This window comes from Bacteroidota bacterium, assembly GCA_018266755.1.
Lineage (GTDB): Bacteria > Bacteroidota > Ignavibacteria > Palsa-1295 > Palsa-1295 > JAFDZW01.
This window is the reverse complement of the sequence record JAFDZW010000002.1, coordinates 169486-195495: the sequence shown is the minus strand read 5'-3', so window position 1 is coordinate 195495 and position 26010 is coordinate 169486. Positions and strand designations below refer to the sequence as shown.

Here is a 26010-nt window from a genome sequence, read left to right as displayed (position 1 = left end):
GTTGATTATGGACGATTGGCTACGACAACGCGTTCGTGCCCGAGCAAGTCATTCACACTACGAACGATATGCAATCCATGGCCGGCGAACATTTCCCGCACATGCGGCGCCCCTTTGTATTCGGTTTCGACCACGATCACTCCGTTCGGATGTAATAGTTCGGCCGCATGTTCTGCGATTGCCTCGTAGAACGAAAACCCATTTGCATTATCGGTCAGCGCCATGTGGGGTTCGAACGAGCGGACCTCGTCGGCAATGAGCTCCATTTCGTGCGCAGGGATGTACGGCGGGTTCGAAACGAGCAGATCGAAGCGTCGGTCGAGGTCGTTGAGCATCTGAGGAAATCGAAGTTGCCGAAGTTCGATGTTTGTAATGGCTAATCGTTTCGCATTCTGTTTTGCCAGCGAGATGGCGTCGGTTGAAATATCGATCCCGACGACATTCGATGACGGACAATGCGTTGCAATTGCAAGCGCAATCGCGCCGCTTCCGGTACCGATATCAAGGACACTGCAAGCGCCGCCCCGTTCGCGAATCTCCTTGATTGCTTCTTCAACGAGTATTTCTGTTTCGGCGCGAGGGATCAGCGCGGCAGGAGTGCAATACAGGCGCAGCCCGTAGAATTCCGTCTCTCCGATAATGTACTGGACAGGTTCGTGGGCCAGACGTCGGCGGAGCAGATTATCAAATTGAAGATGCTGAGTTTCGGTCGCGGGCGAGAGGCGCAACGGTCGCAAGTCCGATCGGTCCCATACACCGAGGATATGCGCGGCAAGATATTCGGCCGTGATCTCGGCTTCGCCGAGCCCGTGTGACTCGAGCGCGGCAGCTCCGTCAGCGATCAACTCCGCCCAGGTGCTCATCGTGTTAACGAATCGAACACAGTAGCAAGCACACGTGTGCTTTCGCGACGCTCGAACCGAATGATCTCATCGACGAGCATTCCGGACGATGCTTCTTCGCCTCGGAGCCAGCGATCATACATTCGCTTGAATGCAGCGGCTTGTCCTTCGATGTCCTTTGCAGCGGCGGTTTCGCCACCGCCAGTCTGTCGGAGTAAGCCGCCAATCGCACCATCGGGCGGAGCGATGGCAAGCATCGGGCGCATTGAGCCCAGATACTCATACACTTTGCCTGGCACAATAGCCGCAACCGTCGGTGTATCGTCGACGATCAATAGTAATGCATCGCTGTCGCTGACGAACTCCACCGCTTTCGAGTGAGCGACGTACCCGTGTTTCTCGATCATCGGTTTGATGTTCGGCGCGTCCATCATCGCATGAATGTCGTCACCGAAGCGTCCGACGAATCGGAGTATGATCTTCGACGGGTCGATCTCTCCTCGCGAAAGCAGCAGTTCGAGCGCGGCAAAGAGACTCGCCGGATTGCGCGGGCCGTAGAGCGAACCGCTGTAGGTCAGAACGAACTTCGGTCCGTGCTCACGATGAGCGCGTGTGGTAATATTTTCTTCGGGGAAATCGGCGCTATCGAAGCCGTTCGGGATGTGCACGAACTTCTCGCGTGGCAACTCGGGATACTTGCCGAGTGCATCGGCAATGATCCCTTCCCATGCGACATCGATCCTCGTCGCATCGCGAAAAACGCTGTGTTCGAGCGATTGGTCGATCATCTTTGGGATGAGCCACCGGTTCGGTGTCGAGCTCTCGAAGCCTGACCATGGGTCGCGGAACCCCGCAACGAACGGTAATCCGGTCTTCTTCGCAATTGATCGTCCGATGAGCGAAACGGTGTATGGTGGTGACGATGTATAGATCGCCGAGATCGGATACTCTTTGCAGAGTTTCAACCCTTCGCGCACGGCAGCACGCTTCCAGCCAATACGTGCGTCCGGAATGAAAAATGTAGAACGGATGAAATTCGCGAGCGATTTCTTGACTGACGACCCGCCCTTCCCACGCTCATTGACGTTCACATCGAGCGGAGCGCTTTTGTCCATCCCGACGAATTTCTTATACAGGTTATGTGGCTCGAAAATAGGCGAACGCCGAATGATCGTTCCCTCGGGGATCTCGGCTGCAAGCGAAGGGTCGAGTGCCTGATACTGCGGATTTTCCGGGACGAGTACGATCGGCGTCCAGCCGAACTCACGCAAATACCGGACGAATTTCGTGACGCGCTGCACCCCTGGCCCTCCGGCCGGTGGAAAGTAGTAGGAGATGAAGAGTACGTATCGTTCGTTAGGAATCGGCACAGTTGGTTTGAGACAGAGGTATTTGCCAAGTTCTGGGTTGCAGAACACCTAGTTCGTGTGCAAAATTTCGCTTGACGGGGTATCGATCGTGTCTATGGTGAAGGAACAGCAATCTTCAACTATCCAACCGATTGCGATATGGGGTTGAATTAAAAAATTAAAAAAACAGTCTCTTACTATTGCATTCTAAAAATTTGGTGCTTATATTTGTGACAGTTAGGGTTGTCAACAACTTCAAGACGAGATACATAGTTGTGGTCGATACATTCTGTTCATATTTATCACATTCGTCTCATTTGAAGTATGTTTTATCATTTCATCTATCTGGTTTACTACCAACGACAGTAATGCCTTAAAGTCTGGCATCTATCAATAGTATAGCACTACCAAACAAAAATTTTGGGAAGCGAAGCGCTAACTCCGCCTCCCTGTGTAATGGCAGATACACTGCCGCTTGAGCGGTGTGTTGAACCTGCTTGCCCAATACTAAAGGTCAACATACTGACTCGAGTAATTATTTCAGTTACTAGTTCAACTATCGAAATGAAAACTCGAAATCAATCCCCGTGGGGAACGTTCCGTCAGCAACTTCTTGGAGTTGCTGTAGCCGTTTTGCTTATTTTCTCGTGTGCGGCTACACAAGTGGTGTACTGTCAATCGACAAATACAACGCGAGCACCGAGAGTAATCACATACCAAGGTTCCATTACTGCCGATGCAGGTTCGCCGGCAACGGGCGTGCATCAAGTGCAGACGACACTGTATTTTGATCCTGAAGGCAGACAAATTGCTTGGAGTGGCCAGTATCTCACAACTGTTGTTAACGGTATCTTCAGTCTCCAGCTTGGTAGCGGTATTTACCCGTTCTCCAGTGGACTAGACTTCAGTAAACAGCTCTGGTTAGGCGTCAGTATCGACCATAGTCCGGAGATGAAGCCACTAACTCCTTTGTCAAGCTCTCCGTATGCATTATCCATTCCGGATCAATCGGTTACAGCGGAAAAAATGCAAACGGATTTTGTAGGAGCAATTTCTGTAAATGGGAAGCAGATCACGGGTAAAGCATCGGTCTTGAATCTTCAGGATGGACAAAATACGTATTTTACCTATGATTCTAAAACAGGGAGTCTTTCTCTGAATGTTCTCAACGGACTCGGGAACAATACACCGCAGTGGATAGCACATCAAGGATGTACAACCGATCAGAATGACGATAATGGGGAGACTACCAATACCATCTCAGGAGGATGTGGCAATACGACAGTGAACGGTGCAGGTGCTCCCATTTTTGCCACGATCGGGGGCGGTCAGGACAACCGAGCGTTCGGTCACCGTAGTACTGTGGGTGGAGGTGATACTAATTTCGCTCAAGGTAATCTTTCTACAATCGGTGGCGGATTCATGAATTTAGCTTCGGGAGAAGAATCTGTTATAGCGGGCGGAGAAAATAATCAAGTGACCGCCGAAGAAGCAGCTATTTGCGGAGGTGGAAACAATACGGCCTCAGGTTTCGGAGCGTTCATTGGGGGTGGGGCAATTGATGGTCCTGAAACTGCCAACAATTCAGCTTCCGGGACTAATTCGGCAATTGGAGGGGGCGCACAGAATCACGTTGTCTCAAACCTAAGCGCGATTACGGGCGGGGAATTGAATACCGTGGCCACCGGCTCTGACCATGGAACGATCGGTGGTGGTAAATCAAATGATATCGACACAAATGCACATCATTCCTTTATAGGAGGAGGTGAGAACAACTCCACCTTTGCTCATCATGGTGTGATCACAGGGGGGGAAGCCAACAGCATCCAAACCACAACCGTAAATACCCTCGATCATAGTGCTATCGGTGGTGGATCTCATAACCTAATTTCTGGTACCCAAGCAAGTGCTACTGTAATCGGGGGTGGTTATTACAACTCCATACAAGGGAACTCCTTCGCGGCAACAATTAGTGGTGGGGCGTGGAATTCTATCAACTATCGTGATACCGGATCCACGGACAACACTTATTCGGCAATAGGTGGTGGCTTTTACGATACCATCGAAACATCGAGTAGCGTGATTGCCGGTGGGTATCTGAACCATACAAAAGGAGGAGCAACTCACCGCTTTGCGACGATCAGTGGTGGAGCACAAAATGTAACCGATGCTTTCTCCTCGTCAATTCTCGGTGGAAATAATAACCAAACTAATTCCTATGGACAAGCTGTCGTCGCATATTGGGACGATATTCGCGTACCCACAGGTGCGACACAGTTCACTGGAATCGATGCGCCCTGGCAAACAAATTCAGACGACTACAATGGGAAGCTGTTCATCGTTGGGAATGGACATCTCGTCGATGGAGTAAATGATGTCCGGAGTAATGCTTTCTACGTATCGTACAATGGTCATTCCGTAGTATACGATGTGAATAATACCGGTGCGGTTCGCGGTGCGATCAAGGGAGGTACCTATACGGATAATGTTTGCTATGCGTGGGGCGATGTTACCCCGACAAACCTTGGGAATGCGGCTCCGCTTGCCCCAATTAACTATCCCCGAGGAGTGACGAATATCACAGACTTTGGCGTTGATAGTGTGCGAGAAACTGCACCTGGGACATTTACGGTGTACCTCCACACCACCGATCAGCAATGCAACCGCCTCAACAGTTGGCTCGGGCTGGCGGCGACGGCTACGCTGGTCAATACAACATGTGACGCCTTTATCAGTGTGACTCCAGTTATTGCAAACAAATTTAACATTGTAGTGACACAACGTAACTATACTTGGAACGCTACACACTTATGTAATGGAGTAACATGCGACGCGTGGGACTACCGGTTCAATTTCCACGTGTTCGGTCGACCACAGTAAATACAAAATACATTGTTCGAGGAGAGTTCAAAATCCAGCCATCTGGCTGGATTTTTTTATTGTGGTTTTCGAAGTAAGTACGACGCTTCGAGTGCCACGAGTTCGCGAACGCCAGGGATGAACTTCAACGCGTTGGCTTTGATCGGAGGCAGCCCGAACTTCATTTTGAACACTGGGCGAATAAAGTACAATTCTTCGCGCACGAGTTCGAGTCGGGCATTTTTGATTGCACTGCGCATCTTCGCAATGGTTAGGCGAATTGTACGCAGGCGCGAAACTTCCTCGACGTCGATCTGCAATCGTGCATTCTTATATGCGCGGTTAAAGATTGCATCCGGCAGTCCCTGAATATATGGCATCTTGCCCATCGTATTGTCGAGCAAGTGCTGATGTGCGCCGAATGGAGAATAATATGGCGGGAAGACGATGAAGAGCCAACCGCCGGGTTTGACGAACTCCATCACGTTGCGAAGCGAGGTCTCGGTATCGTTGAGGTGCTCGATGACATCGCGGAGCGTTACAAAATCGAAATGCTCCTTCCAGCGCTCGGGGGTCGGGTCGTCGGTGATATTGTGGATCGCGAATTCTGCGTTGAGACCAAAGGCATCGAACGCTTTTTGCGACGATGCGATCGCGAGGTCGCGAATATCGATCCCCAGTACTTCGGCAGGGCCTTCCTGTGCGAGCGCCGCCAAGACGCCGCTTTCACCGCAGCCGATCTCGCAGATGTTCGCACCGGCGAGCTTCACACCGTTCGACTTCAGGTACGGCGCGATATATTCGCGGCCTAACCCGTACTGGTAGCCGAAATAATAGCGTTCGTAGGGGTTGAGGTCGCTGCGCGACTCGAGCGGTGCGAGCAGAGCGGTGGTCTCGGCCGATAGTCTTGCCATAGGGGGTTATGAACGCACGAGCCGTTCGATTCCTTCCACGAATGTGCTCCAGAGATATTTGGGCTTTTCGGCCCGGACGCCCTCGCGAAGCGACGGTTCCAATCCCCCGGCAAAGAATCGCTCGATGGACGAGGCGACCGCTTCGGGTGTCGGCTCCGGTGCGATGAGGCCGCTCTTGCCGTCGATGACGATCTCCGGTAAGCCGCCGACTGCGGTGGCGATCACGGGCTGGTCGTAATTGTAGGCGATCTGGACGACGCCGGATTGTGTCGCACTCCGATAGGGAAGCAGCGACGCGTTCGATGCGCTGAAAAAGACCGGCACGTCGTCGTTCGAAATATAATGATCGAAGAATCGGATGTTCTTCTCCGTCAGGCCGAGCGATGCGGCGAGTGCGCGATAGTCTTCTTCGCCGTTATAGCGTTCGCCTGCAACCAGGAGCAGGATATTCGGACGCAACTGGGCAACATCGGCCACTGCCCGAATGGCAATATCGATCCCTTTGTATTTGCGGATGAAGCCAAAGTATAATAATACCTCGGCATCCGCTTCGATACCGAGTTTCTCGCGTGCGGCTGCACGATCGATGGGTGCGCCGAACGATTCGAAGACGGGGTGCTCCAGCCGCAGGTACGATGCGTCGGGTTTGACGATCTGCAGGTCGCGTTCGACCGCCTTCGATTGGACGATGAAGTGATCGACGACGCTGAATGCATAGTTCGTCAGCGCACGGTCCCCAGGGCGTTTTTCATGCGGGATGACGTTATCGGCAATGAAGATGATCTTCGTGTTCCTTCGCTTGCGCCGCATGAGCTTCTTCACGGTACGCGCGATCACGCCGTATGCCGGAGCAAAGAACGGAAGCCAAAATTTGAAGATGACTGCGTCGGGTTCGAACGATGCGACGATCTTGCCGGCCTTACGCCAGCTTAGCGGATTGACGGAGTCGATGACCTGAATGCTATCGACCGCTACTCCCGGATCGCCCTTTTCCTCTTGGAATTTCCCCGGAAAGAGGATTTTCGGATATTGGCGGCTGAACGTGACGATCTCGGCCTCGTGGCCGCGTTCGCGCAATGCCTTGTACAGGAGCCCGACGTATTGAGCGATGCCGCCACGGAGCGGGTAGGCCGTGCCGACGATAACGAATTTCATACTGGGATACTACAACAGCAGAGCGCGGGCGACGTTCATTTCATCGCTTGTTCGTACGCTTGCTCGTAGATCGGGACGATCTGCTCTTTCGTGAAGTTGCCGGTTGCATGGTCGAGCGCCGCTTTGCCCATCTGTTGGCGCAACGGCTCGTTAGTCAATAGCGAGTATGTGCGGTCGGCCAGTGCCTCGACATTGCCCATCGGGACGATGTATCCGGTTTTCCCATCGACGTTCACTTCGGGAAGCCCGCCGATATCGCTGGAGATAACCGGCAAACCGCATGCCATCGCCTCGAGCGCCGCCAGACCGAAGCTTTCGTTGCCCGAAGGGATAAGAAAAATATCGCTTGCCGAAAGGATCGATGCAAGCTCTGCCTGCTTACCGAGGAATCGGGTGTGATTCCAGATGCCGAGCTGGCGGGCGAGCGATTCGCACTCGGCGCGGTCCGGCCCGTCGCCAACGAGCAAGAACTTGGCTTTCACACCACGGTCGAGCACCAGCTTGAACGCCTTGATGGCATCGCTGACACGTTTGACCGCACGGAAATTCGACACATGAACCAATACTTTCTCGGCGTTCGGTGCGAGCATGCGACGCAGGTTCTTCGCGGTCGGGATCGGGCGGAAGATTTCGGTATCGACGAAGTTCGGGATGGCAATGACGTCTTTGCGGATGCCGTAATTCTCGATCGTCTCGCGTTTGAGAAATTCGGAGACCGATGTCACGATGTCGGATGCTTCGATCGAGAATTTCATCAACGGTTCGAAGCTCGGTTCCTGCCCGACGAGCGTGATGTCAGTGCCGTGCAGCGTAGTGACGATCTTGAGGTCGCCGCCGAGGATTTGTTTCGCCAGATACGCGCTCGTTGCGTGCGGGATAGCGTAGTGTGCATGGATCAGGTCGAGCTTCTCATAGCGAGCTACTTCGACCATCTTGCTCGCAAGCGCGAGTTCGTACATCGGAAACTCGAAGAGGGGATAGGTGGACATTTCCACCTCGTGGTAGAAAATGTTATCGATATATGCTGCGTCGCCGACGGTACCGATACCAGTCAGGCGCATCGGCAGTGCATACGTGATGAAGTGTACTTTATGCCCTCGTTGTGCAAGCGATTTGCCGAGCTCCGTTGCCACAATGCCGGAGCCGCCGTAGGTCGGATAACATGTGATGCCAATGTTCATAGCCGCAATAACAATACGTTCGGGTGTTTAACAATCTTCGCGGTCAAAAGTACGCATAATCTTGTTTGCATCCTTCGATGAACCCGAACGAGACCGACTCCTACGTCACCATCGCCGCACCGCTGCGTGCGCGCGAGCTCAAAGAACGTTCGTCCCGATTCATTGCCGATCTGATCCCCGTTTCGTCCAAAGAAGAAGCAGACGACCATCTCGAGCGTATCCGCAAGGAGTTCTACGATGCCACGCACCACTGTTACGCGTATCGCCTCGGGATTCGCGGCGAGCTTACACGTGCGGCCGACGACGGTGAGCCTTCCGGCACCGCTGGAAAACCCATTCTGCAGGTGCTTGCGGGTGCAGGGCTCACGAATATTCTATGTGTTGTGACGCGTTATTTCGGCGGGACGAAACTCGGCACCGGCGGGCTGGTTCGCTCATATAGCGAGGCGGCGTCGTCGGCGGTTGCCCATTCGCAGCGAACGGAAATTCTGCTCCTTCGGCAGTTTGAGATCGTGTGCTCGTACGATCTGCACTCCGCACTTGAACGATTCCTCGCCAAATATGAGATCGCTGCGCGATCTGCGGAGTTCGGCGAGAACATCACCGTTCGCGTGTCGGTCCGTAAAGGAATTGCGTCGTCATTCAAAGCGGATCTCGAGGCTGCGTTCTATGGCACCGTCTTGATCTCTGAAGTTGATGCCGAGAGCGAAGTATGAAAGACAGCATCGAGCCGATTCGATAGTTCGGTTGTCAACCGTGTGAACAGTTCGAGTTCAGCACTTTGATGCGATCGTCTATACTCCCCGAGCAATACAACACATCGAAAGAGCTCGCTCGCCTGATGGCGTAATCGGCCCTCCGAGGCAAACTGTCGCGATCGCAGATACGACCTCCCAATCAGAAACAGTGTGTCGCTGTCGTTTCTCGGCAGCAAGAGCCCTCTCTTGCCACCAACAGAGAATGGGTGACCGTCGCGATATGCTTCTTTCAAACGAGAGATAACTGAATCGAGATCGCGGGCACCGCCTATGCACCACAAACGCGCCATTGCGTTCAGAAATTGGTCGCTGCCGAGTTGTAATGCTGCGGCGATTCTCCATTCGCGCATAGCAGCAGCGGTATCGCGCGTTGTAATGAATACTAAGTCGCCGCGCAGGACATGCTGGGGTACAAGCATACGGTCGTGCGAGCCAGGGTTGGTAGTATCGAGCACGGCGAGTGCTGCAGCAAAGTCGCCGAGCCGCATCAACGAATATACTCTTCCAGAAAGTGCATCGGAGCGGTCAGCTTTGTGCAACACTGCAGCATAGATGCTGTCGGCCTCGTGATACCGATCTGCCGACGATGCGAGCCGGGCGTTGTGCATCAGCGTGCCGATTCGTCGCAAACATGGATCGGCAATGATGGAGCGACGATCGAAGTAGTAGCGAAGGCGCACACTATCGAACGGGCTGAACGTTTGCGGCTGCTTCAGGATGTCGTTCTTCCATTCGGCATCGAGCGCTTCGAGCGATTTGCCGAAACATCGTTCGAAGTCGCGGGTCGTGTAGCAATCGAGATACTTCTGCGGCCCGTAGCGGCGGATGAGATAGGACGAGAACGACCCTGCGAGCACATAACTATTGCTCGAGGCATTGGATGCGAAACCCGTAAAGGCCATAATTCCGGTAACGCCGTCGCCATAATGCATCTCGAGGATCGAGGCGGCGAGTTCGTCGAGCGAGTGGATGCCATCGAACTCCGGTGCAGTCGCTTCGGCGACACCTTCCGTGAGTCCGGTACTATAACTCACATCGAACGGAAATCTCCCGTACGATGCGAGCATCACATGGGTAAGCTCGTGCTTGAGCGAACGCAGATTTTCCCGTGCGATGTATAGTGTAGCTTGCCACGGTTTCGAGATGCTCGCCGAACGAGTCCCGACATATTCATCCATATCGTCGACGGAGTCATAGATATAGATATCGAGTGGTGTCGATGGGTGTGGCAGGTGCAGATATGCTTCGATCTCCTCTTGCGCATGTCTGATTTCGGCACGCAAATACTCTGCCTCGTCGTCGGTAAATGCAGAGGCCGAATAATGGACTCGTACATTCCCAATGGTTTCTGTGTGAGTGAGCGGTGCGGTCCGCTTCCCGTCTTCCCTGACTACCGCAATGTTTGCGCTCGGGGTGCTTGTATTCCCAACCATGACGAAGAGAGCAACGACCACCGCCAGTACTGCCATGGGCCACCAGTGTTTCGATTGTGCCCGTAGAGCGAGCAACAGAAAGAAAATGGGATACACCAGATCGTGTATTCGTGTCGCCCAGTATTGCGGACGAATGCGGATGTATTCGTCCCAAACAAAACCGGGGAAGAAGCCATACTGCCAACTCAGCGAATATATCTGTGATGTTCGGTATCCTGGGACGAATCCCAATCCAAGTGTGACAACCCAGATAAGTACGATGGCGAGTCGCCGTAGCCACAACCGTGCGATGTATACGGCGCAGAGTATGCCGATAAGCATGCCGACGAGCACTGTCAAGGGGACGATCTCGAGATAGAACAACAGACCATCGGTAAACGCGCAGTTCGCAATGGCAACAAGCGACACAAGCGAAACCAATAATGGGAGCAGCGAATACAACACTGCAACGGCGCCGAGTGCTTGCCATGCATGCCGATCGGTCAGGCGATCGTGATCGATCTCTGTGGCCGCTGCGAACGGGACGATCATGCTCAGCACGAGTGCCGACAGTGCCGAATATTCAAATCCGAGCGTCCGAAACAGCGGGCTGCCTAAGGCGATGAGCGCGACATCGGCCATCGTAGCGAGCACGATGCCGGGGAGTTGGCGACGAAGCACGGAATGGTAGATCATGGTCTCGCGCATAGTGGAAGCGTTTACCCAACGAGTAAGTTCGCGACGGGTTATTTCGATGGTGATCGCCCGTCATCCCGAACAGCCGGACTTCGTGGGCCGCGCAAATTTCTGACGTAACTTTGCACGGATTATCTTAATTACGAAGAATGTCAGCAACCGTCATTGTAACGATTTCCTATCCGGTGAAGCTGGACAAGATCGTGCAGTATCAGCACCTTGTCGAGCAGTTTGTCCGGGCGGTCAACGAAACCCAGAGCGGGATCGAGGTATCGGTCTACGCCTCCGACGAGAAGGCCAACGCCTTTGTCGAGGTCTATGAGTGCTTCAACAACGAGAGCTTCGATAACCTCGAAGATAACTACGACGAGCACACCCGCGAACTCGTGATCGCCATTAGCGACTGCCTCGAAGATCGACAGACGATCCGTACACTTACCAAGCGCATCGGATAACTCCGGCTCGGAACCTGCTTTGCGACGGGGCTGTTGAAGGCGTCCCGACTCGGGCAATTGGCGCAGTTGGTTAGCGCGTTTCCTTGACATGGAAAAGGTCACAGGTTCGAATCCTGTATTGCCCACCAGTTCGAATTCCGAACGGTACATGCCGAATTTCAGAACGCCGGAGGCAACGCCTTCGGCGTTTGTCGTTTGTACCCGCCGATGTTCTTCTATTATCAATAGTGCGTTTCTACCAATGGGACGAATGCAACGGGTTGTCGGTCTGATCGTACTCCTGCTGCTCGGCAGCACTCATCCAGCGAACGGACAAACACCAACGGATCGCCTGGTTCGTGAAGCCGGGAAGCAGATCCCGTCGCTTGCCGCGTTCATTGTCGAACGTCATGACTCCGTTCGGTGCCAGGAGTATTTTCATGGAGCGACATCTCAGACACCATTCAATGTGAAATCGATGACGAAGACCTTCGTTTCGTCGATCGCCGGCGCAGCGAGGCTTCGTGGGTTGCTCCCCGATCTTGATACTCCGTTTCTAACGATTATGCCGGAGTACGGCATACCCGATCGTTTGGCAAAGAATGTGTGGTTTCACGAATCGCCCGAAGACTCCGAAGCGCTCGCCGATCTTCGTGAAGACGATTCGTTGCGCAAGCTGCTCAGCCTTCGCCAATTAATGCAAATGCAGGCAGGGTTTCGCTACCATGAGTTCGGTCCGATCATCGACGAGTATTGCTCAGCGAGCGATCCCGTACGATTCATGATTGATCTTCCGTTCGAGACCGAACCGGGTGATACATTCAACTATTGTACCGGCGCAGCGCACATGTTCGGTGTCGCTCTTTCACGATGCGTGAAGACGGATATCCGGACGTTTGCCGATACCGCGTTGTTCATCCCCGCCGGAATTCATGTCGTGCGCTGGGCAACCGACCCAGAAGGACGATCGCTGGGTGGATCCGAATTGTGGTGTACGGCGACGGACGCCCTGAGGCTCGGCGAATTATATCTTCATCACGGTGTCGCCGGTGGCCGGCAACTTCTCCCCTCCGAGTGGATCGATGAGTCATGGCAAAAACACGCCGAACTTGCGCACTGGGACGTCGCGCCGCACGTGAATGGATACGGGTATTATTGGTGGCGTCGCCAGTCGCACGGACATCAGGTATATTTCGCCAGCGGGTATGGCGGACAATTGCTATGTGTCATCCCTGACCTCGATATGGTAATCGTGACGATCTGCACGCTCGGGAAGAATAACCGGGGCCGTTCGGAATTAAGACGACTGCATGACGTGATCGATCGTATTGTTGCCACCGAGAGGAAATAGTCAGAATTGCTTGTCAGTGCTCAGTTCGAGTGTTCGCGGCGAAACGCAAACACGAGCTGTTTGATATATGTGGAGGGGAAGTGAATGTCCCCGAGCCCATATCCATGCGGTTTGCGATCAAGAGGGAGGAACGCCGTCCCGAAGAGCCAGTCCCACGCGGCAATTTTGGTTGAAAAATTACTATTGTGCGCATCGGCGTCTGTGGCATGATGCCAACGGTGCATTTCGGGTCCGTTAATAATCCGCTGCAGCCAACCGCTGCGAACATTCAGATTCGAGTGGATGTACATCCCCCAGACGGCGTCGATCGTCGCTTTCCAGATCGCGACCTCCGGTGCACCCCCAAGCAGTGCAATCACGCCGAATTCAATCGATTGATTGATGAGGATCTCCAGTGCATGCGAACGGCTGCCGGAGAGCCAGTCGACGTGATGAGTGGAATGATGCGCCTCATGAATGCGCCAGAGATAGGTGGAGTGATGCTGCCAGCGGTGAAACCAATAGATATAGAGATCGTGCAGCACAAGAAAGAACACGAATTGCCAGCCGATTCCCCATGAGGAAACGATGTGAAGCCTTGCGACACTGTTCGCGGAGTCGAGCCAGCCGATCAGATATGCAATCCCCACACCGAGGACATAACTCTGGACAATCGTATAAAGGAGCAGGTCGTTGAAGAACTGCTCGCGAAGGAATCGTTGTCTCGGGTCGTACGGAAACAGGCGTTCTAATGCGATAAGAGCGATTGCCGAACTGGAAATAACGATAAGGGAGAGGATGCGAAGGTCGAGCATCGGTCCGAGTGGGGGGAGATGAACGAATATATACTCCGCCTCTGAGCGCAGCGGGGTAGGGTAGCGCTGCGCTCAGAACGAATACGAGGTTGTCTTATGCGAACACTGGCATTTCCTGGTACTTGCGGAGCTTTTTCTTCGGCCCGAGTTCGCTGTCATAGACACGCTTGATACCGTCGCCGGAAGCTTTTTCGATATCGCGGATCATCTCGACCAACCGAGAAAGCCCCCCGACTTCGACCGACGCAGCCTGATCGGAGCCCCACATCGCACGATCGAGGGTAATGTGACGCTCGACGAACGTCGCACCCATTGCCACAGCTGCTGCGGTCGGGGCTAATCCCGTTTCATGGCCGCTATAACCGATCGGAACGTTCGGGTACTTCGTCTTCAGCGTCTTGATCATCTTGAGGTTCAATTCCTCGAGCGGACACGGGTAGGTCGATGTTGCATGCGCGATTAAGAGATTCTCCGTACCAACGATGCCTACAGCCGCTTCGATCTCTTGCATCGTGGACATGCCGGTTGAGATGATGAGCGGTTTGCCGGTCGATCGCTTCTTCTCCAGGAGTTCTACGTCAGTGAGCGCTGCCGACGGAAGTTTGTACGCCGGAGGGTTGAACTGCTCAATGAAGTCGACCGAAGGGGAATCCCAGCACGAGACGAACCACTGAATGCCTTTCGCCTTGCAGTGCTTATCGATCTCGGTGTATTCTTTGTGGCCGAACTCGACATAGTGCCGGTAGTCGATATAGGTCATGCGGCCCCACGGAGTATCGCGTTCGATATACCATTGATCGCGAGGGACGCAAAGCTCGGGAGTACGTTTCTGGAATTTGACGGCATCGCAACCGGCACGGACTGCGCCGTCGATGAGGAGCTTCGCAAGCTCGAGCGAACCGTTATGATTGATACCGATCTCGGCGATAACGTAGGTCTCGTGGCCGTCGCCGACAAGGCGAGAACCGATCGAAGTGACTGCTTGAGTTGTCATGTGGTCTCTGGTTTTTTAGTGAATCCCAAGACACCACCACAACACAAATACTCATTCCGATCTGGTTACCGAAGCGTTACGATGTTATTGTGAAATCATTCGCGCATCGCGAGCAACCAATCCGCGAAGTCGCGAAACGCTCCGTACCCGGCGTTTGCCTGTGCGATATAATGTACTTCGCGCTTAATCACGGGCATGCCGTCGCCGGGCGTTGCGGTCAGGCCGTGCTTGGCGATCTCTTGAATGATCTCGAGATCGTTGACGTCGTCGCCGATATAGGCGAGTTCGTCCATTTGTAGCCCTGTCTTCTGCAGGATTGTCGGGATGAACTCGACCTTGCTCCAGATCCCGAGGAAGATCCAGGGCATCTTGAGTTTTTGGCCGCGTTTCTTGACCGACGGCGATTTCTCACGGGTAATGATTGCTGTTTCGATACCCCGGTCGCGCATCAGCTCGACTCCCATGCCGTCTCGGATCGAGAAGCGTTTCATCACTTCACCGTTTTCGGAATAATACACTCCGGTATCGGTGAGCACACCATCGACATCGGTGAGCACGAGCTTGATCTTGCGAGCTCGACGCTTGATCTCTGCTGCGGAAAGTTTTTTTGCTGCCACGGTCAGAATTCAGGTTTAATCCGTCACACGTCGTTACCACGCCGTCCATCCGCCATCGACGACAAGGTTCGCTCCGGTCATGTATCTGGATGCGTCGCTTGCAAGAAAGACGATGGCGCCTTTGTAATCACTCGGCGCGGCCATCCTGCCAAGCGGAGTTCTGGCAGAATAGTTTTGAATAAAGTGCGGATCCTGACTATTTTCTACACCGCCCGGCGAGAGCGTGTTCACGCGGACGCCGCAATGTCCCCAGTATGCAGCCAGAAATCGGGTAAAGGAGATCACCGCTCCCTTCGTAGCCGGGTAGGAGGGCGACTTATAAAATTCCTGCGAGCCGTCCGGCATTCGGTAGAGCGATTGGTCCGGCGCGACGATCCCATAGGTACTCGCCACATTGATGATGCTGCCGCTGCCGGCCTTGGCCATTTCCGTACCGAAGAGTTGCGAGCACAGAAATGTACCGGTAAGGTTGACATCGAGCGATTTCTGCCATGCCGAGAGAGGGTAATTCTCGAATTTCGATAGTTCGCCTGCTTGCTCCGGCCTCTCGAACATATCGTTGATCGCCGCGTTGTTGATCAGCACGTTAATGTGGCCATATGTTAGAAGCAGTCTATCTCGCAATGCGACGATGGATGCAGCACTCGTCACATCCAATTGCGCACCGATTGCATTCGGTAATGTCGCTGCAAACGCCTGCGCGTGTTCTTCGTTGAGATCCGCGACGACAACCGCAGCACCGGCCTCGCAGAGTGCGCGACAATGTTCTTTGCCGATTAACCCGACCGCTCCGGTGACGATGGCAACCTTGCCGCGAAGCGAAAACAGATCGTTCATAAAAGTGATAGAATGTAGTGGCTTTGCTTGCTCTCTATAAGCAGACGTCATTCTGAGCGAAGCGAAGAATCCCTTGATGAAACGCAGTGAAGTTCCGCCAGAAGGATTCTTCGCTTCGCTCAGAATGACGATGCCTTACACTATGTTACTACAAGATGAAGATACTAATTTCTGCTTCACAACCTTCGTCGGCTTCATATTGAAGTTGCTCGTTCGGCGGAAGACCGGTTCGACGGGCTCACCTCGGAGACGACTGGAAACGGTGTCCGTATCCACAGCTACTTTGAGAATCGCAAGCGCCTCCCGGTACGCAGCGAGCGTGTGCGCGATGTCGGCGTCGGTATGCGAGAAGCTCATGTTGTGGAACCCGCCCCAGAGTACGCCGCGCTTGATCATTTCCTGCTGTACTAAGGATTTCAGTTCAAGCGGATTCCCTGCCGATGAATCGAATGTGACGATCGTACGACAGTCGAAGCCTGAGCACTTGGTGTAGTGCGAAATCTCGAGTTCTTCGGCGATCCGGTTATAGCCTTCGCGAAGCTTCCTGCCCTGCGCTGCCAGTTGTTGTGGCACATTCTTCTTGCGAAGCTCGGTGATCGTCGCTTTTGTCGCGGCGAGCGAAAGCGCTTCGCCGCCGAACGTAGTGAAGAAGAAGATGTCTTTTTCGCACAACTGCATGATCTCGGCTCGGCCGCTGAGAATGCTGATCGGCATACCGTTCGCCACAGCCTTCGAGAAGCAGGCGAGATCCGCTTTCACGCCGAAGTATTCCTGCGCGCCGCCGAGTGCGAGGCGAAAACCCGTCCACATTTCGTCGAAGATAAGCAGCGCACCGAAGCGTTTGCAGACGTCGCTGAGCTCCTGCAGAAAATTATTTCGGGGCGCTTCGAAGACGATCGGTTCGAGGATCACACAGGCCGTATTCTCGTCGATGGACGCGAGGACGGACTCGATGTCGTTGTAGTTGAATGTGAACGAAAGGTCTTGAACGGCCTGCGGGATGCCGTTGCTGCGATCGGTGACACCGATATACCAGTCATGCCAGCCGTGATAGCCGCAACAGAGCACTTTCTCGCGTCCGGTATAGGCCCTCGCGAGGCGAATGGCAGCGGTGGTCACATCGCAGCCCGTCTTCGAGAAACGCACCATCTCCGCATTCGGGACGACGGAGCGGATCAGCTCCGCTACTTCCACTTCCAGCGGACTCATGAGCGAGAATGTGATGCCCTTCTCCAGTTGTGACGTGATCGCTTCATCGACGACACTGTAGCAATATCCGAGCGAGAGCGGTCCGATGCCCATCTGAAAGTCGATGAATTCGTTACCGTCCACATCCCATATATGCGAGCCTTTCCCATGATCGAGATACTTTGGCGAACCGCCGACATATTGACGCGGTCCTTTGGCTAATGTTTGCGTATGGGCAGGTATCAGCCCCTCGCTGCGGGCATAGAGCGCTTCCGAGTTCAGCGTGATCGGGTAATCCTGATCGAGAGAAACGATATTCGGCATAGTAGTTGCGGTTAGTAGCTGATGGTTAGGACGTCTGCGGTTGCATCTGCCGCTTCGAGACGTCCGGCGATTCTTCGGGCGATTGCTTCCGAGGTGAAGCCCTCGTATTCCAATACATCCTGTAGCAGCGCGGGTTTGAACCAGCGCTGTTCGAGAGCGATGGGGAGCACATTCGGAAGGATACGTTCGCGAACGAGCAACTCGCTAACGATCGAGAAAAGGCCGCCAATGACAAAATGGTCTTCGAGGGTGACGAGGAGTTCGACGGATGTCGCCGCATCGACGATTGCCGCACGATCGATCGGCGAGAGCGTACGCAGATTCACGACCCGGACGCTCAGACCGTTCGATTGTAAGATCTGTTGCGCTTCAAGTGCCTGTTCGAGCAGGAATCCGTAGGTGAGTATGGCCACATCGTCTGCTGCGCCTGCCCCGTAACATGACCAGAAGACCTCGGCCTTGCCAAGCGCAAATGCGGAATGCATCACGACCGGTTCTCCGCTGTAGTAGCGGATATAGTATGGCTGCGCGCTTGCTACGATCTGCGGCAGTGCAGCGACAAGCTCTTCGGAATCCGACGGACAGAACACCCCCATCCCGGGGATGCCGCGCATCAACGCGATGTCCTCGATGGCCTGATGTGTGGGTCCATTTGCCTCCGAGAGAAATCCGGGTACACCGCCGACAATGACGACTGGCAGTCTGCCGATCCCGATGTCGGTGCGAATAAACTCAAATGCTCGGAGTGTGAGGAATGTCGCGAGCGCATGCACGACCGGGATGCGGCCCCGAAGTGCAAGCCCCGCCGCGGCTGCGATCATCGTCTGTTCCGCAATGCCGACATCGATGAAACGGTTACCCAGTTTTGCCGGAAGGTTGCGGATCGCGGCTCGGTTTTCGGCGGTCATCACGACGATGCGTTCGTCGGCTTGTGCGATGGCGAGTAGTTGCTGTTCGTAGTTCATCGGTGTTCCGATCGGTTAGCGTACCATGAGCGGTGTTGACGTAAGCGTACTGACCGAGAGGCCGTGCAGTTCGCCGAGCAACTGACGCACTTCATCATGCGTGAAGTTGACGAACCATCGGTCTGCACGTGCTTCGATGCTGGGCAGTCCTTTGCCTCGTACGGTGTCGGCAATGATCACGGTCGGCGCTCCTTCGGCGAAGGGAATCGTGGCAAAGGTCTCGGACATCGCAAGAAAATCATGCCCATCGGTACGAGCCGCTGACCATCCGAAGGCTGCGAACTTGTTCTCGATCGGTTCGAGCGGAAGTAATTCTTCGGTACGGATATTAGCCTGGAAGCCGTTTCGGTCAACGATAGCGATGAGATTATCGAGATGCTTCGCGGCCGCGACAAGAGCTCCCTCCCAGATCGTCCCTTCGTTCAATTCTCCATCCCCGAGAATGACAAAGACGCGGTTCGAGCCGCCTCGGAGCTTGATATCCATCGCGATACCGATCGCAACCGAGAGCAGATGACCGAGCGAACCGGAGTGAAACTCCACGCCGGCAACGGCACGGTTCGGATGCCAATAGATCGAATCGTTCGTCTTGAGATGATTCGTAAGACGCGACGTATCGATGAAACCGAGCTCTGCAAGCGTGCCATAGAGCGCCGGAACGTCATGACCCTTCGAGAGCAAGAAGTAATCGCGTTGCGGATCGGCGGTCGTGCTGGGCGAGATGTTCAATACTTCAGAATACATGTACACGAGCAGGTCGGCACAACTGAGCGACGCCCCGATAAAACAGCCGCCGTCGGTGGCCATGCGAATGATATGCTCGCGCACGCGCAGTGCAAGCGACTCAAGATGTTGGATTCGTTCGGCTCCGAGACTCATGCGAACAGTTGATTCGGCGCAATGCGGGTTTGCACATGGGTGATAGTGCGAAGTTCGTCGAGATGATCTCGGTACCAATTCACGCCCGCGAACTGGTTGTTGATCTTCGCAATGTGAGGTTTAGATTCAAGCAACTCGACGATTTGTGCGAGCGAGAAGATCGGATTCTCGTTTGTGTACAGATCTTCGAAGATGCGACAAATGCACTGATAGTCCTCGATATAGTCGATCGTAACGCGATGCGACATCGAGTAATCGAGCCCACTCTCCCATCGGACATTCCCGATACGAAAGCGCTCAGGATGTTCCCAGATGAACGGAGTAGTGTGTTCTCGTTCGTAATCCCGGCAGGCTTCGAGCCACGCAGTATGCAGGATGTGCATCGGCAGTACTTCGACGTCATTCCCATCGGGATAGGTCGCAGGGTGGAGGTTACTCACGAAGTCATACGCATCCGGTGCCTCGAGGTACGTTCCGATGACGCGGTCGATCACCGCAGGATCGATAAGCGGACAATCGGAAGGGATCTTGACGACAATATCCGCGCCGTGCAGTTTCCCCGCTGCATGATGACGGTCGAGTAAGTCGGTAGGGTGGCCGCGAAAGACGCGAACCCCGGTGCTTGCACAGAGCGACTCGATCGGATCGTCCTGTGGTTCGATAGTAGTCGCGATGACGATCTCGTCGGCAAGCGACGACGCGCTCACGCGTTCGATCATTCGTTCAAGCAGCGTCTTGCCGGCCAACGGTAATAGCACTTTCCCCGGCAAGCGAGACGAGCCCGTTCGAGCTTGGATGACGATGACTGTTCTCATATACCGTATCGAAACGATCTGCGTTTGTCAGAGCCGAGTAATTGCCGGATGTCGTTTTTCCGTGCGTGCTTTCGAAGGATCTTGGCATTCCCGCGGGGAAGTGTGTTCGTATCCTCCGAGAGTACGTCGCGGCAGACATCGGCAATATTGAGCGCTGCACGTCCGTTCTGAACCGGCGTGAGCGCCTTGATCTCGGCATTATCAAGGTCGCAGTGTATCTCTTTGCCGAGTGCCGCGGCATAGAAGATCACCGTCGAGTATCGGGTGACGAGCACCTCGCAATTGGCAACCATTTCTTCCGCTTTGCCGGTCGCATAGACCAATGCACCGGGAGCGAATGTGTTAATCTCTGTCGTCGCACGAGCGACGTTCTCGTTCGGATGAAGCTTGAAGATCAGTTGACGGCCTGCCGCGATCTCGACGCATTTCTGAATAAACTTCGGGCGATTCTCATACCGCAGCGTTTCACGCATGTCGGAGGTGCACACGAGCACATAGCCTCTGTGCGGGAAGCCGTTGCGGAGGAATCGCGCGCAGTTGTCGAAGTTTGGAATACCGGTCACCGTAAGCTTTTCGGCCAGAATGCCGTTTTCGATGAAGTGTTCGCGATATCCGTCGCTTGCGACACAGAACCGGTCATACTCATCGCTGAGGCCGAAGGTTGCCGTGCTCGCAGCCCAACGTGGGAGCAGCCCGAAATACTTGATAAGGTAAAACCGCAGATTACGAGGATCGGTCATACCTTCTTGTACAAGGATGCTGCGCGTCCCGCGTGTATTGCGCGGGACGACGAGGTCGGCACATCGAACGACGAGATCGTACTCGAACCGCTCACCGCGATAATCAATGTCGAATTGTTGATCGCGCAAGTATTCTACCGTCCGGGCGAAGTGCTTTCCGCCGAGAATTGTGAACTCGGCCATGCCGCGCTTGCGAAGACCTTCGATGAAGCCGTCGGCATAATACGGGGTAAAGTAGGCATCGCATTCCGGCAATGCCGCAGCGATCTGGTGCATCTGCGTCGTCTGGTTGAGCGAGCCGCAGATGAAGAGGATCTTCGGTCGATGTTCGGACCCTGCCGAATGAGAGTGCCGGTATCCGTCTCGGGGCATAATGGTTGCCGAAGTAGTACGTGATGGTTCAAACACGTACTACAAACGCGCTCGGCGAACGCATGCTCCGATATCAAACGATTAGCACTGTATTATGCAAACGTTATGGTCTCGCAGGAAGGGTGGAGGAGTTTGAACTCGCAACAAACAGCAGACCCCGATACTCACGAATGAAGTATCGGGGTCCGAAGAGTTTCGTTCAATCAAACTCTCAGCGTGCAAGTATTACAGAACGTGTCGTGCTGTAGGTGTGGCCATCTGACGTTATGCCGTCGATGCGGACGAGGTATTGTCCGTTTGCGATGCGCACATCCGGTGTCCAACTCCAGGTTTCGCCGAGCGATGAAGCAGCATATACTTCTGTTCCGTTCGATGTGTACACGCCGATGCGTACGTTCGTCAAGCCGTGCACACCTGCTTTGATGACGTTCGATGCGGGGTTCGGGGAGATTGAAATCGTCACACCGTTATCTGCGCTTGATGTCACGCCGGCAGCAACAACCTGCACCCCTTCGAGCGAAACTGTCGCCTGTTGCGCATTCGTCGTGATATTGAGCTGGTCGGTGTGCGCCGCGACGTCGGCTGCATCGAAGACGATCGTGATCGGCAGTTTGCCTCCGGCGGGCAGCGAGACCGGTTTGGTCGAGGTGGGTACCTCGCCTGCGATATGGAAGTTCGCACCGGTTTGCAGTGTCAGGCCCGTCACGTCGATCGCTTGAGTGAGATCGTTAGTGAATTGCAGGGTGACGATGGCCGTCGAGCCGTCGGACTTGATCACAATCGATTGGTGCTGATTGCCGAACATTGCGCGCTCGGTCGAGTCGTTGACCTCGACGCTATCATGACCGTTGTTACCATGGTGGTGCTCGCCGTGTCCGCCGCAATCGAGCGTGTCAGAGTGTGAATGCGTGCTGTCGTCACTACCGTGATGACCGGTTGAATCGTTGCCTCCATCGTGGCCCGTGCTGTCGTCATCGTGGTGTCCGGTGCTATCGTCATTACCGTGATGACCCGTAGAATCGGTACCACCATCATGTCCGGTGCTGTCATTGTCACCGTGATGTCCGGTCGAGTCGTTACCACCGTCGTGACCGGTGCTGTCGTTGTCATGTCCTCCATGGCCGCCGCTCGAATCGTTCGAGCCGCCGCTTCCACCGTCATGACCGCCACCGCCGTGAGATGAGTCGTCGCCCCCGCCGCCATGCGACGAGTCGTTGCCGTCATCATGTCCGCCCGATTGAACGGAGAACAGCGGCGTCATCAGCTCTGGGACATTGAACGTTGGTGTCGTGATGGTGACCGGAGTGAGTTCGGTGCCGGAAAAGAGCAGGTCGGTCTTGGGTGTATAGCTCAGCGCGATCGAGCGCAGTGGGCGATACGATGAGTACCTGCCAAAGAGTGCATGACTTGCGAACGCTTCGGTAGTGGTGAATACGATCACTGCGAGCAGAAGGGTTCGAAGTGTCCGGGATGAGTACGATGTGTTCATAATGATTAATCGATTAGTGAACGGCTGTTATTTCCCCATAATTAGGGTAGCAAGCTGTAACGGTGTCTTCCTCTGGTTACAAAGGGAAATGAGATATCCGCCTGTCTGCTCTAAAGCGTGTTATCACAAATATCCTTTCTTGAGCGACACGGGGTGAGGCTTCGCTGTTTCACTACGTACACATTTTTTTTTCGTAAGTCGCAAAATTCCTCGATTTTGCCTGATTGAGCGCACTGTTGGCCGTATTTTTGCCCTATGCAGGAACGCCCGAAAACGAAGATCATTGCCACATTCGGCCCAGCCGTCAACTCCGAGGAAACAATCGAGCAGCTAATCCGGGCCGGAATGAACATCGCCCGGCTCAATTTTTCCCATTCGACTCCGGAAGAGCATCTTGAAACGGCAAAGAAGATCAGAGCGGTTAGCGCCAGACTTGGCGAGCATATCGCCATCCTCGGCGATCTGCCCGGTCCGAAACTCAGAACTGGAGAAACTGCACAAGCAGACGGCGTGGAGATCACTGCGGACTCGCACCCCGTCCTTACATTCGACCCGGAAGGGAAGACGACATCGGAGACGATCACCACAAGCTATCCGCATCTCGGCGAGGATACGTCTGTTAACGATCCGATCTTGCTCGATGACGGCGCAATCATTTTATACGTCGACGAGATCATCTCGAAGACGGAGATCCGCACGCGAGTGAAAAACGGCGGTATTCTCAAAAGCCATAAAGGGATCAACTTCCCGCGAACGAAGCTTCGTATTCCGGCGCTGACTGACCATGACCGCGAACTCGCGCGCTATGCCGTCAGCGAGATCGGCGTCGACGCCCTCGCTCTTTCGTTTGTTCGCAGAGCGGGGGATGTGCTACAGCTCAAGCACATGCTCCAGACGGAACTGCGACGTTCGGATATTCCGATCATTGCGAAGATCGAAAAGCCGGAGGCGGTCGATCATATCGAGACGATTCTCGATGTTGCGGATATGATTATGGTCGCACGTGGCGATCTCGGCGTCGAGATGCCGCTCGAACAAGTACCGCCGGTACAGAAGCGGATCATTGATCTGGCCAACGAACGTGGTATCCCGGTCATCACGGCTACGCAGATGCTCGAGTCGATGATCAATCATCCGCGCCCGACCCGTGCCGAAGCGAGTGACGTTGCAAATGCGGTGTTCGACGGTTCGGATTGCGTGATGCTCTCGGCCGAGACGAGCGTGGGGGCATTCCCGATCGAAGTCGTTCGTACGATGCGCGAGATTGCATTGCAGGCCGAACGCTCCGGCTTCGTGCGCAAGCGCAGTACGTATGCGCCCGCGTCGGATATCTCGCTTGAGGCGGTCGATTCGGTTGCCAGAGCTGCCTGTGTCCTGGCAGAGGAAGTGTCCTCGCATGCTATTATCTGCGCGACGCTCTCTGGCCGAAGCGTTCGGTTTGTCTCGAAGTATCGGTTTTCCAAACCAATCATCGGCATGAGCACCGAAGATGCATCATTGCGTCGCATGGCATTCTATCGTGGCGTGATCCCCCTCAAGCTCGAACGCGTGCAGAGTTTCGACGATACGCTGAACTATATGGTGGAGTCGGCGCAGCAACACGATCTGATTCCGCAGACAGGGTATGTCGTGCTTACGGCGGGGCACCCCATCTTCCAGATCTCAAGTACCAATATCGTCAAAGTGCATTTCCTCGGTTAATCGGTTCTCATTTCTGTACGCTATTGAGTTCAGGTGTGGGTGTAGCATCGAAACCCGACGTTGAATAGCGGCTCCGCATGTATCCCCGAGAACTCTGGAACGGCTTTTGCGTAGTGTCCCGTTGAACTCTATTATCTATGAGCAGACGTACATTCCTGAGGTTCGGCATTTCGGCAGCACTCGTCTTGACCGTCGTACAGACGGCGTCGTCGCAGTGGATCCTTCAATCGGGACTTATCGACCAGCAGATTCACCGAGGGATCGAACTGACTTATAACATGGAGTACGACGCTGCGGACCGGACGTTCGACTCCGTGATTTCCGAAGCACCGCAGCATCCGTCGGGGTTCTTCTACAAGGCAATGGTGAACTTCTGGCGTGCTGTCACCAATCCTGACAATACGAATTACGACAAAGCATACACCGAGCAATTGTACCAGTCGCTCGCGCGCGCTACGGCGCTGCTCGATTCCAATGAGTTCGACTTGGCCGGATTGTTTTACAAAGGCGCTGCGCTCGGCATGCATGCGCGCATTTTTGCGATTCGCCCGAAGTGGGAAGACGCGATTGATCTACTGCTGAGCGATGCAAAGCAGGGCGTCGAGTACCTCAACCGGCTGGAAGAACATATCCCGTCGAATGGCGATGTGATGTTCGGCCGTGGGCTGTATAACTTTTACGTTGAGGCCGAGAAGGAAGACTACCCGGCGCTCGCGCCGATCATCAGCATGTTCGCGACCGGCAGCAAGAGCATCGGCATACAGATGCTTGAGTACGCTGCGCAGAATGCGACGTACTCCCGAACCGAAGCGATGTACGAACTGCTGAAGATCTATTATGTCTATCAGCGCGACTACTACAACGCGATGAAGTACGCGCAAATCCTCGCCGCGAAGTATCCGAATAACTCGACCTTCCTGCATTATCTGGGGTTCTGCCAGGTGAGTCTCGGTCAGTTGCCGCAGTACGATTCAACGTATCGGGTGATGCTCTCACGGGCGCGCGAACAACGCGAAGGCTACGGGATCAAGCAGGCTCGCGAAGCGATGTACTTCATCGGACAAGGATTCTTGTATCGCTCGGGCGGAAACATTGATTCGGCGTTGTATTATCTCTATAATAGCAATTTGTTGTCTCGCAAAGTTACCCCGGACGAAGTGACGTGGTGGATTGCGAAGTCGGAGCTCTTGATGGGGGAGGCGTACGACGTTCGCGGCGATCGGAAAAATGCATTGATGATGTATAACCGGGTAATGCAAATGAAAGATGTCTCCGGCTCGCATGCCGACGCATCGCGCTATATATCAACCCCTTATAAGCGATATTAGCCTATTTCGCTGTATA

21 protein-coding genes, 1 tRNA gene and 1 pseudogene are annotated in these 26010 nt (G+C 54.3%); 7 read left to right on the top strand and 16 right to left on the bottom strand.

Translation table 11 applies throughout. From position 1 onward, the window contains the following. Window positions 1-5 precede the first annotated feature (5 nt). Both prmC and JSS75_03335 read right to left on the bottom strand, forming a co-directional pair. Complete coding sequence (prmC, locus tag JSS75_03340; protein ID MBS1902716.1) at window positions 6-863, bottom strand: peptide chain release factor N(5)-glutamine methyltransferase; 858 nt, start codon at window positions 861-863, stop codon at window positions 6-8. Further along, window positions 860-2212: a hypothetical protein gene (locus tag JSS75_03335; GenBank protein ID MBS1902715.1), complete on the bottom strand. Its 1353-nt coding sequence runs from the start codon at window positions 2210-2212 to the stop codon at window positions 860-862. Before JSS75_03335 ends, prmC begins: the two co-directional genes overlap by 4 nt. Before the next feature lie 435 nt (window positions 2213-2647). On the opposite strand from JSS75_03335, the gene JSS75_03330 reads away from it, so the two are divergent. Continuing rightward, window positions 2648-5071 (top strand): hypothetical protein, encoded by a 2424-nt coding sequence (locus JSS75_03330; protein MBS1902714.1) that lies wholly within the window; start codon window positions 2648-2650, stop codon window positions 5069-5071. Window positions 5072-5127: 56 nt separating this feature from the next. Here JSS75_03330 and JSS75_03325 read toward each other — a convergent pair whose 3' ends face one another. The 3 genes from JSS75_03325 to bshA are packed head-to-tail and all read right to left on the bottom strand — an operon-like array spanning window position 5128 to window position 8300. Continuing rightward, window positions 5128-5964, bottom strand: coding sequence for a class I SAM-dependent methyltransferase (locus tag JSS75_03325; protein MBS1902713.1), 837 nt, complete (start codon window positions 5962-5964; stop codon window positions 5128-5130). 6 nt (window positions 5965-5970) lie between these two features. After that, window positions 5971-7119: a glycosyltransferase gene (locus JSS75_03320; protein ID MBS1902712.1), complete on the bottom strand. Its 1149-nt coding sequence runs from the start codon at window positions 7117-7119 to the stop codon at window positions 5971-5973. A 35-nt stretch (window positions 7120-7154) separates the two neighbouring features. After that, entirely contained in the window at window positions 7155-8300 is a 1146-nt protein-coding gene (gene bshA, locus JSS75_03315) for an N-acetyl-alpha-D-glucosaminyl L-malate synthase BshA (GenBank protein MBS1902711.1), read from the bottom strand. Between the two features lie 77 nt (window positions 8301-8377). On the opposite strand from bshA, the gene JSS75_03310 reads away from it, so the two are divergent. Continuing rightward, the gene (locus JSS75_03310; GenBank protein MBS1902710.1) at window positions 8378-9016 is read left to right on the top strand and encodes a YigZ family protein; all 639 of its coding nucleotides are present in this window, start codon (window positions 8378-8380) and stop codon (window positions 9014-9016) included. Here the strand turns inward: JSS75_03310 and JSS75_03305 are convergent. Next, window positions 8968-11178 (bottom strand): hypothetical protein, encoded by a 2211-nt coding sequence (locus tag JSS75_03305; GenBank protein ID MBS1902709.1) that lies wholly within the window; start codon window positions 11176-11178, stop codon window positions 8968-8970. The genes JSS75_03310 and JSS75_03305 overlap by 49 nt on opposite strands. A 137-nt stretch (window positions 11179-11315) precedes the next feature. On the opposite strand from JSS75_03305, the gene JSS75_03300 reads away from it, so the two are divergent. The 3 genes from JSS75_03300 to JSS75_03290 all read left to right on the top strand — a co-directional run bounded on the left by JSS75_03300 (window position 11316) and on the right by JSS75_03290 (window position 12951). Then, window positions 11316-11621, top strand: a complete 306-nt coding sequence (locus JSS75_03300; protein MBS1902708.1) for a hypothetical protein — start codon at window positions 11316-11318, stop codon at window positions 11619-11621. A 51-nt stretch (window positions 11622-11672) separates the two neighbouring features. Beyond that, window positions 11673-11749: transfer RNA gene (locus JSS75_03295), tRNA-Val, on the top strand. Between the two features lie 122 nt (window positions 11750-11871). After that, on the top strand, window positions 11872-12951 hold the full coding sequence (locus JSS75_03290) for a serine hydrolase (protein MBS1902707.1): 1080 nt from the start codon (window positions 11872-11874) through the stop codon (window positions 12949-12951). Between the two features lie 20 nt (window positions 12952-12971). Here JSS75_03290 and JSS75_03285 read toward each other — a convergent pair whose 3' ends face one another. From JSS75_03285 to JSS75_03240, 10 genes and pseudogenes are all read right to left on the bottom strand, one after another. Then, window positions 12972-13745: a sterol desaturase family protein gene (locus JSS75_03285; GenBank protein ID MBS1902706.1), complete on the bottom strand. Its 774-nt coding sequence runs from the start codon at window positions 13743-13745 to the stop codon at window positions 12972-12974. 94 nt (window positions 13746-13839) lie between these two features. Then, complete coding sequence (locus tag JSS75_03280; GenBank protein MBS1902705.1) at window positions 13840-14739, bottom strand: N-acetylneuraminate synthase family protein; 900 nt, start codon at window positions 14737-14739, stop codon at window positions 13840-13842. 95 nt (window positions 14740-14834) lie between these two features. Further along, window positions 14835-15356 carry a 3-deoxy-D-manno-octulosonate 8-phosphate phosphatase gene (locus tag JSS75_03275; GenBank protein MBS1902704.1) on the bottom strand — a complete coding sequence of 174 codons (522 nt, stop codon included), beginning with the start codon at window positions 15354-15356 and terminating at the stop codon, window positions 14835-14837. 33 nt (window positions 15357-15389) lie between these two features. Next, window positions 15390-16193 carry an SDR family oxidoreductase gene (locus JSS75_03270; GenBank protein MBS1902703.1) on the bottom strand — a complete coding sequence of 268 codons (804 nt, stop codon included), beginning with the start codon at window positions 16191-16193 and terminating at the stop codon, window positions 15390-15392. 135 nt (window positions 16194-16328) lie between these two features. Continuing rightward, window positions 16329-17705 carry an aminotransferase class III-fold pyridoxal phosphate-dependent enzyme gene (locus JSS75_03265; protein ID MBS1902702.1) on the bottom strand — a complete coding sequence of 459 codons (1377 nt, stop codon included), beginning with the start codon at window positions 17703-17705 and terminating at the stop codon, window positions 16329-16331. Window positions 17706-17716: 11 nt separating this feature from the next. Further along, window positions 17717-18670: a transketolase gene (locus tag JSS75_03260; GenBank protein MBS1902701.1), complete on the bottom strand. Its 954-nt coding sequence runs from the start codon at window positions 18668-18670 to the stop codon at window positions 17717-17719. Window positions 18671-18685: 15 nt separating this feature from the next. After that, window positions 18686-19549 carry a transketolase gene (locus JSS75_03255; protein MBS1902700.1) on the bottom strand — a complete coding sequence of 288 codons (864 nt, stop codon included), beginning with the start codon at window positions 19547-19549 and terminating at the stop codon, window positions 18686-18688. Further along, window positions 19546-20364 (bottom strand): glycosyltransferase family protein, encoded by an 819-nt coding sequence (locus JSS75_03250; protein MBS1902699.1) that lies wholly within the window; start codon window positions 20362-20364, stop codon window positions 19546-19548. The genes JSS75_03255 and JSS75_03250 overlap by 4 nt, the downstream gene beginning before the upstream one ends. 119 nt (window positions 20365-20483) lie before the next feature. Continuing rightward, window positions 20484-21476, bottom strand: a pseudogene (locus JSS75_03245) (hypothetical protein). A 211-nt stretch (window positions 21477-21687) separates the two neighbouring features. Further along, the gene (locus tag JSS75_03240; protein MBS1902698.1) at window positions 21688-22965 is read right to left on the bottom strand and encodes a hypothetical protein; all 1278 of its coding nucleotides are present in this window, start codon (window positions 22963-22965) and stop codon (window positions 21688-21690) included. 255 nt (window positions 22966-23220) lie between these two features. Here JSS75_03240 and pyk point away from each other — a divergent pair, with 255 nt between their 5' ends. Both pyk and JSS75_03230 read left to right on the top strand, forming a co-directional pair. Continuing rightward, entirely contained in the window at window positions 23221-24666 is a 1446-nt protein-coding gene (gene pyk / locus JSS75_03235) for a pyruvate kinase (protein MBS1902697.1), read from the top strand. Between the two features lie 137 nt (window positions 24667-24803). Then, entirely contained in the window at window positions 24804-25994 is a 1191-nt protein-coding gene (locus JSS75_03230) for a hypothetical protein (protein MBS1902696.1), read from the top strand. Window positions 25995-26010 lie beyond the last annotated feature (16 nt).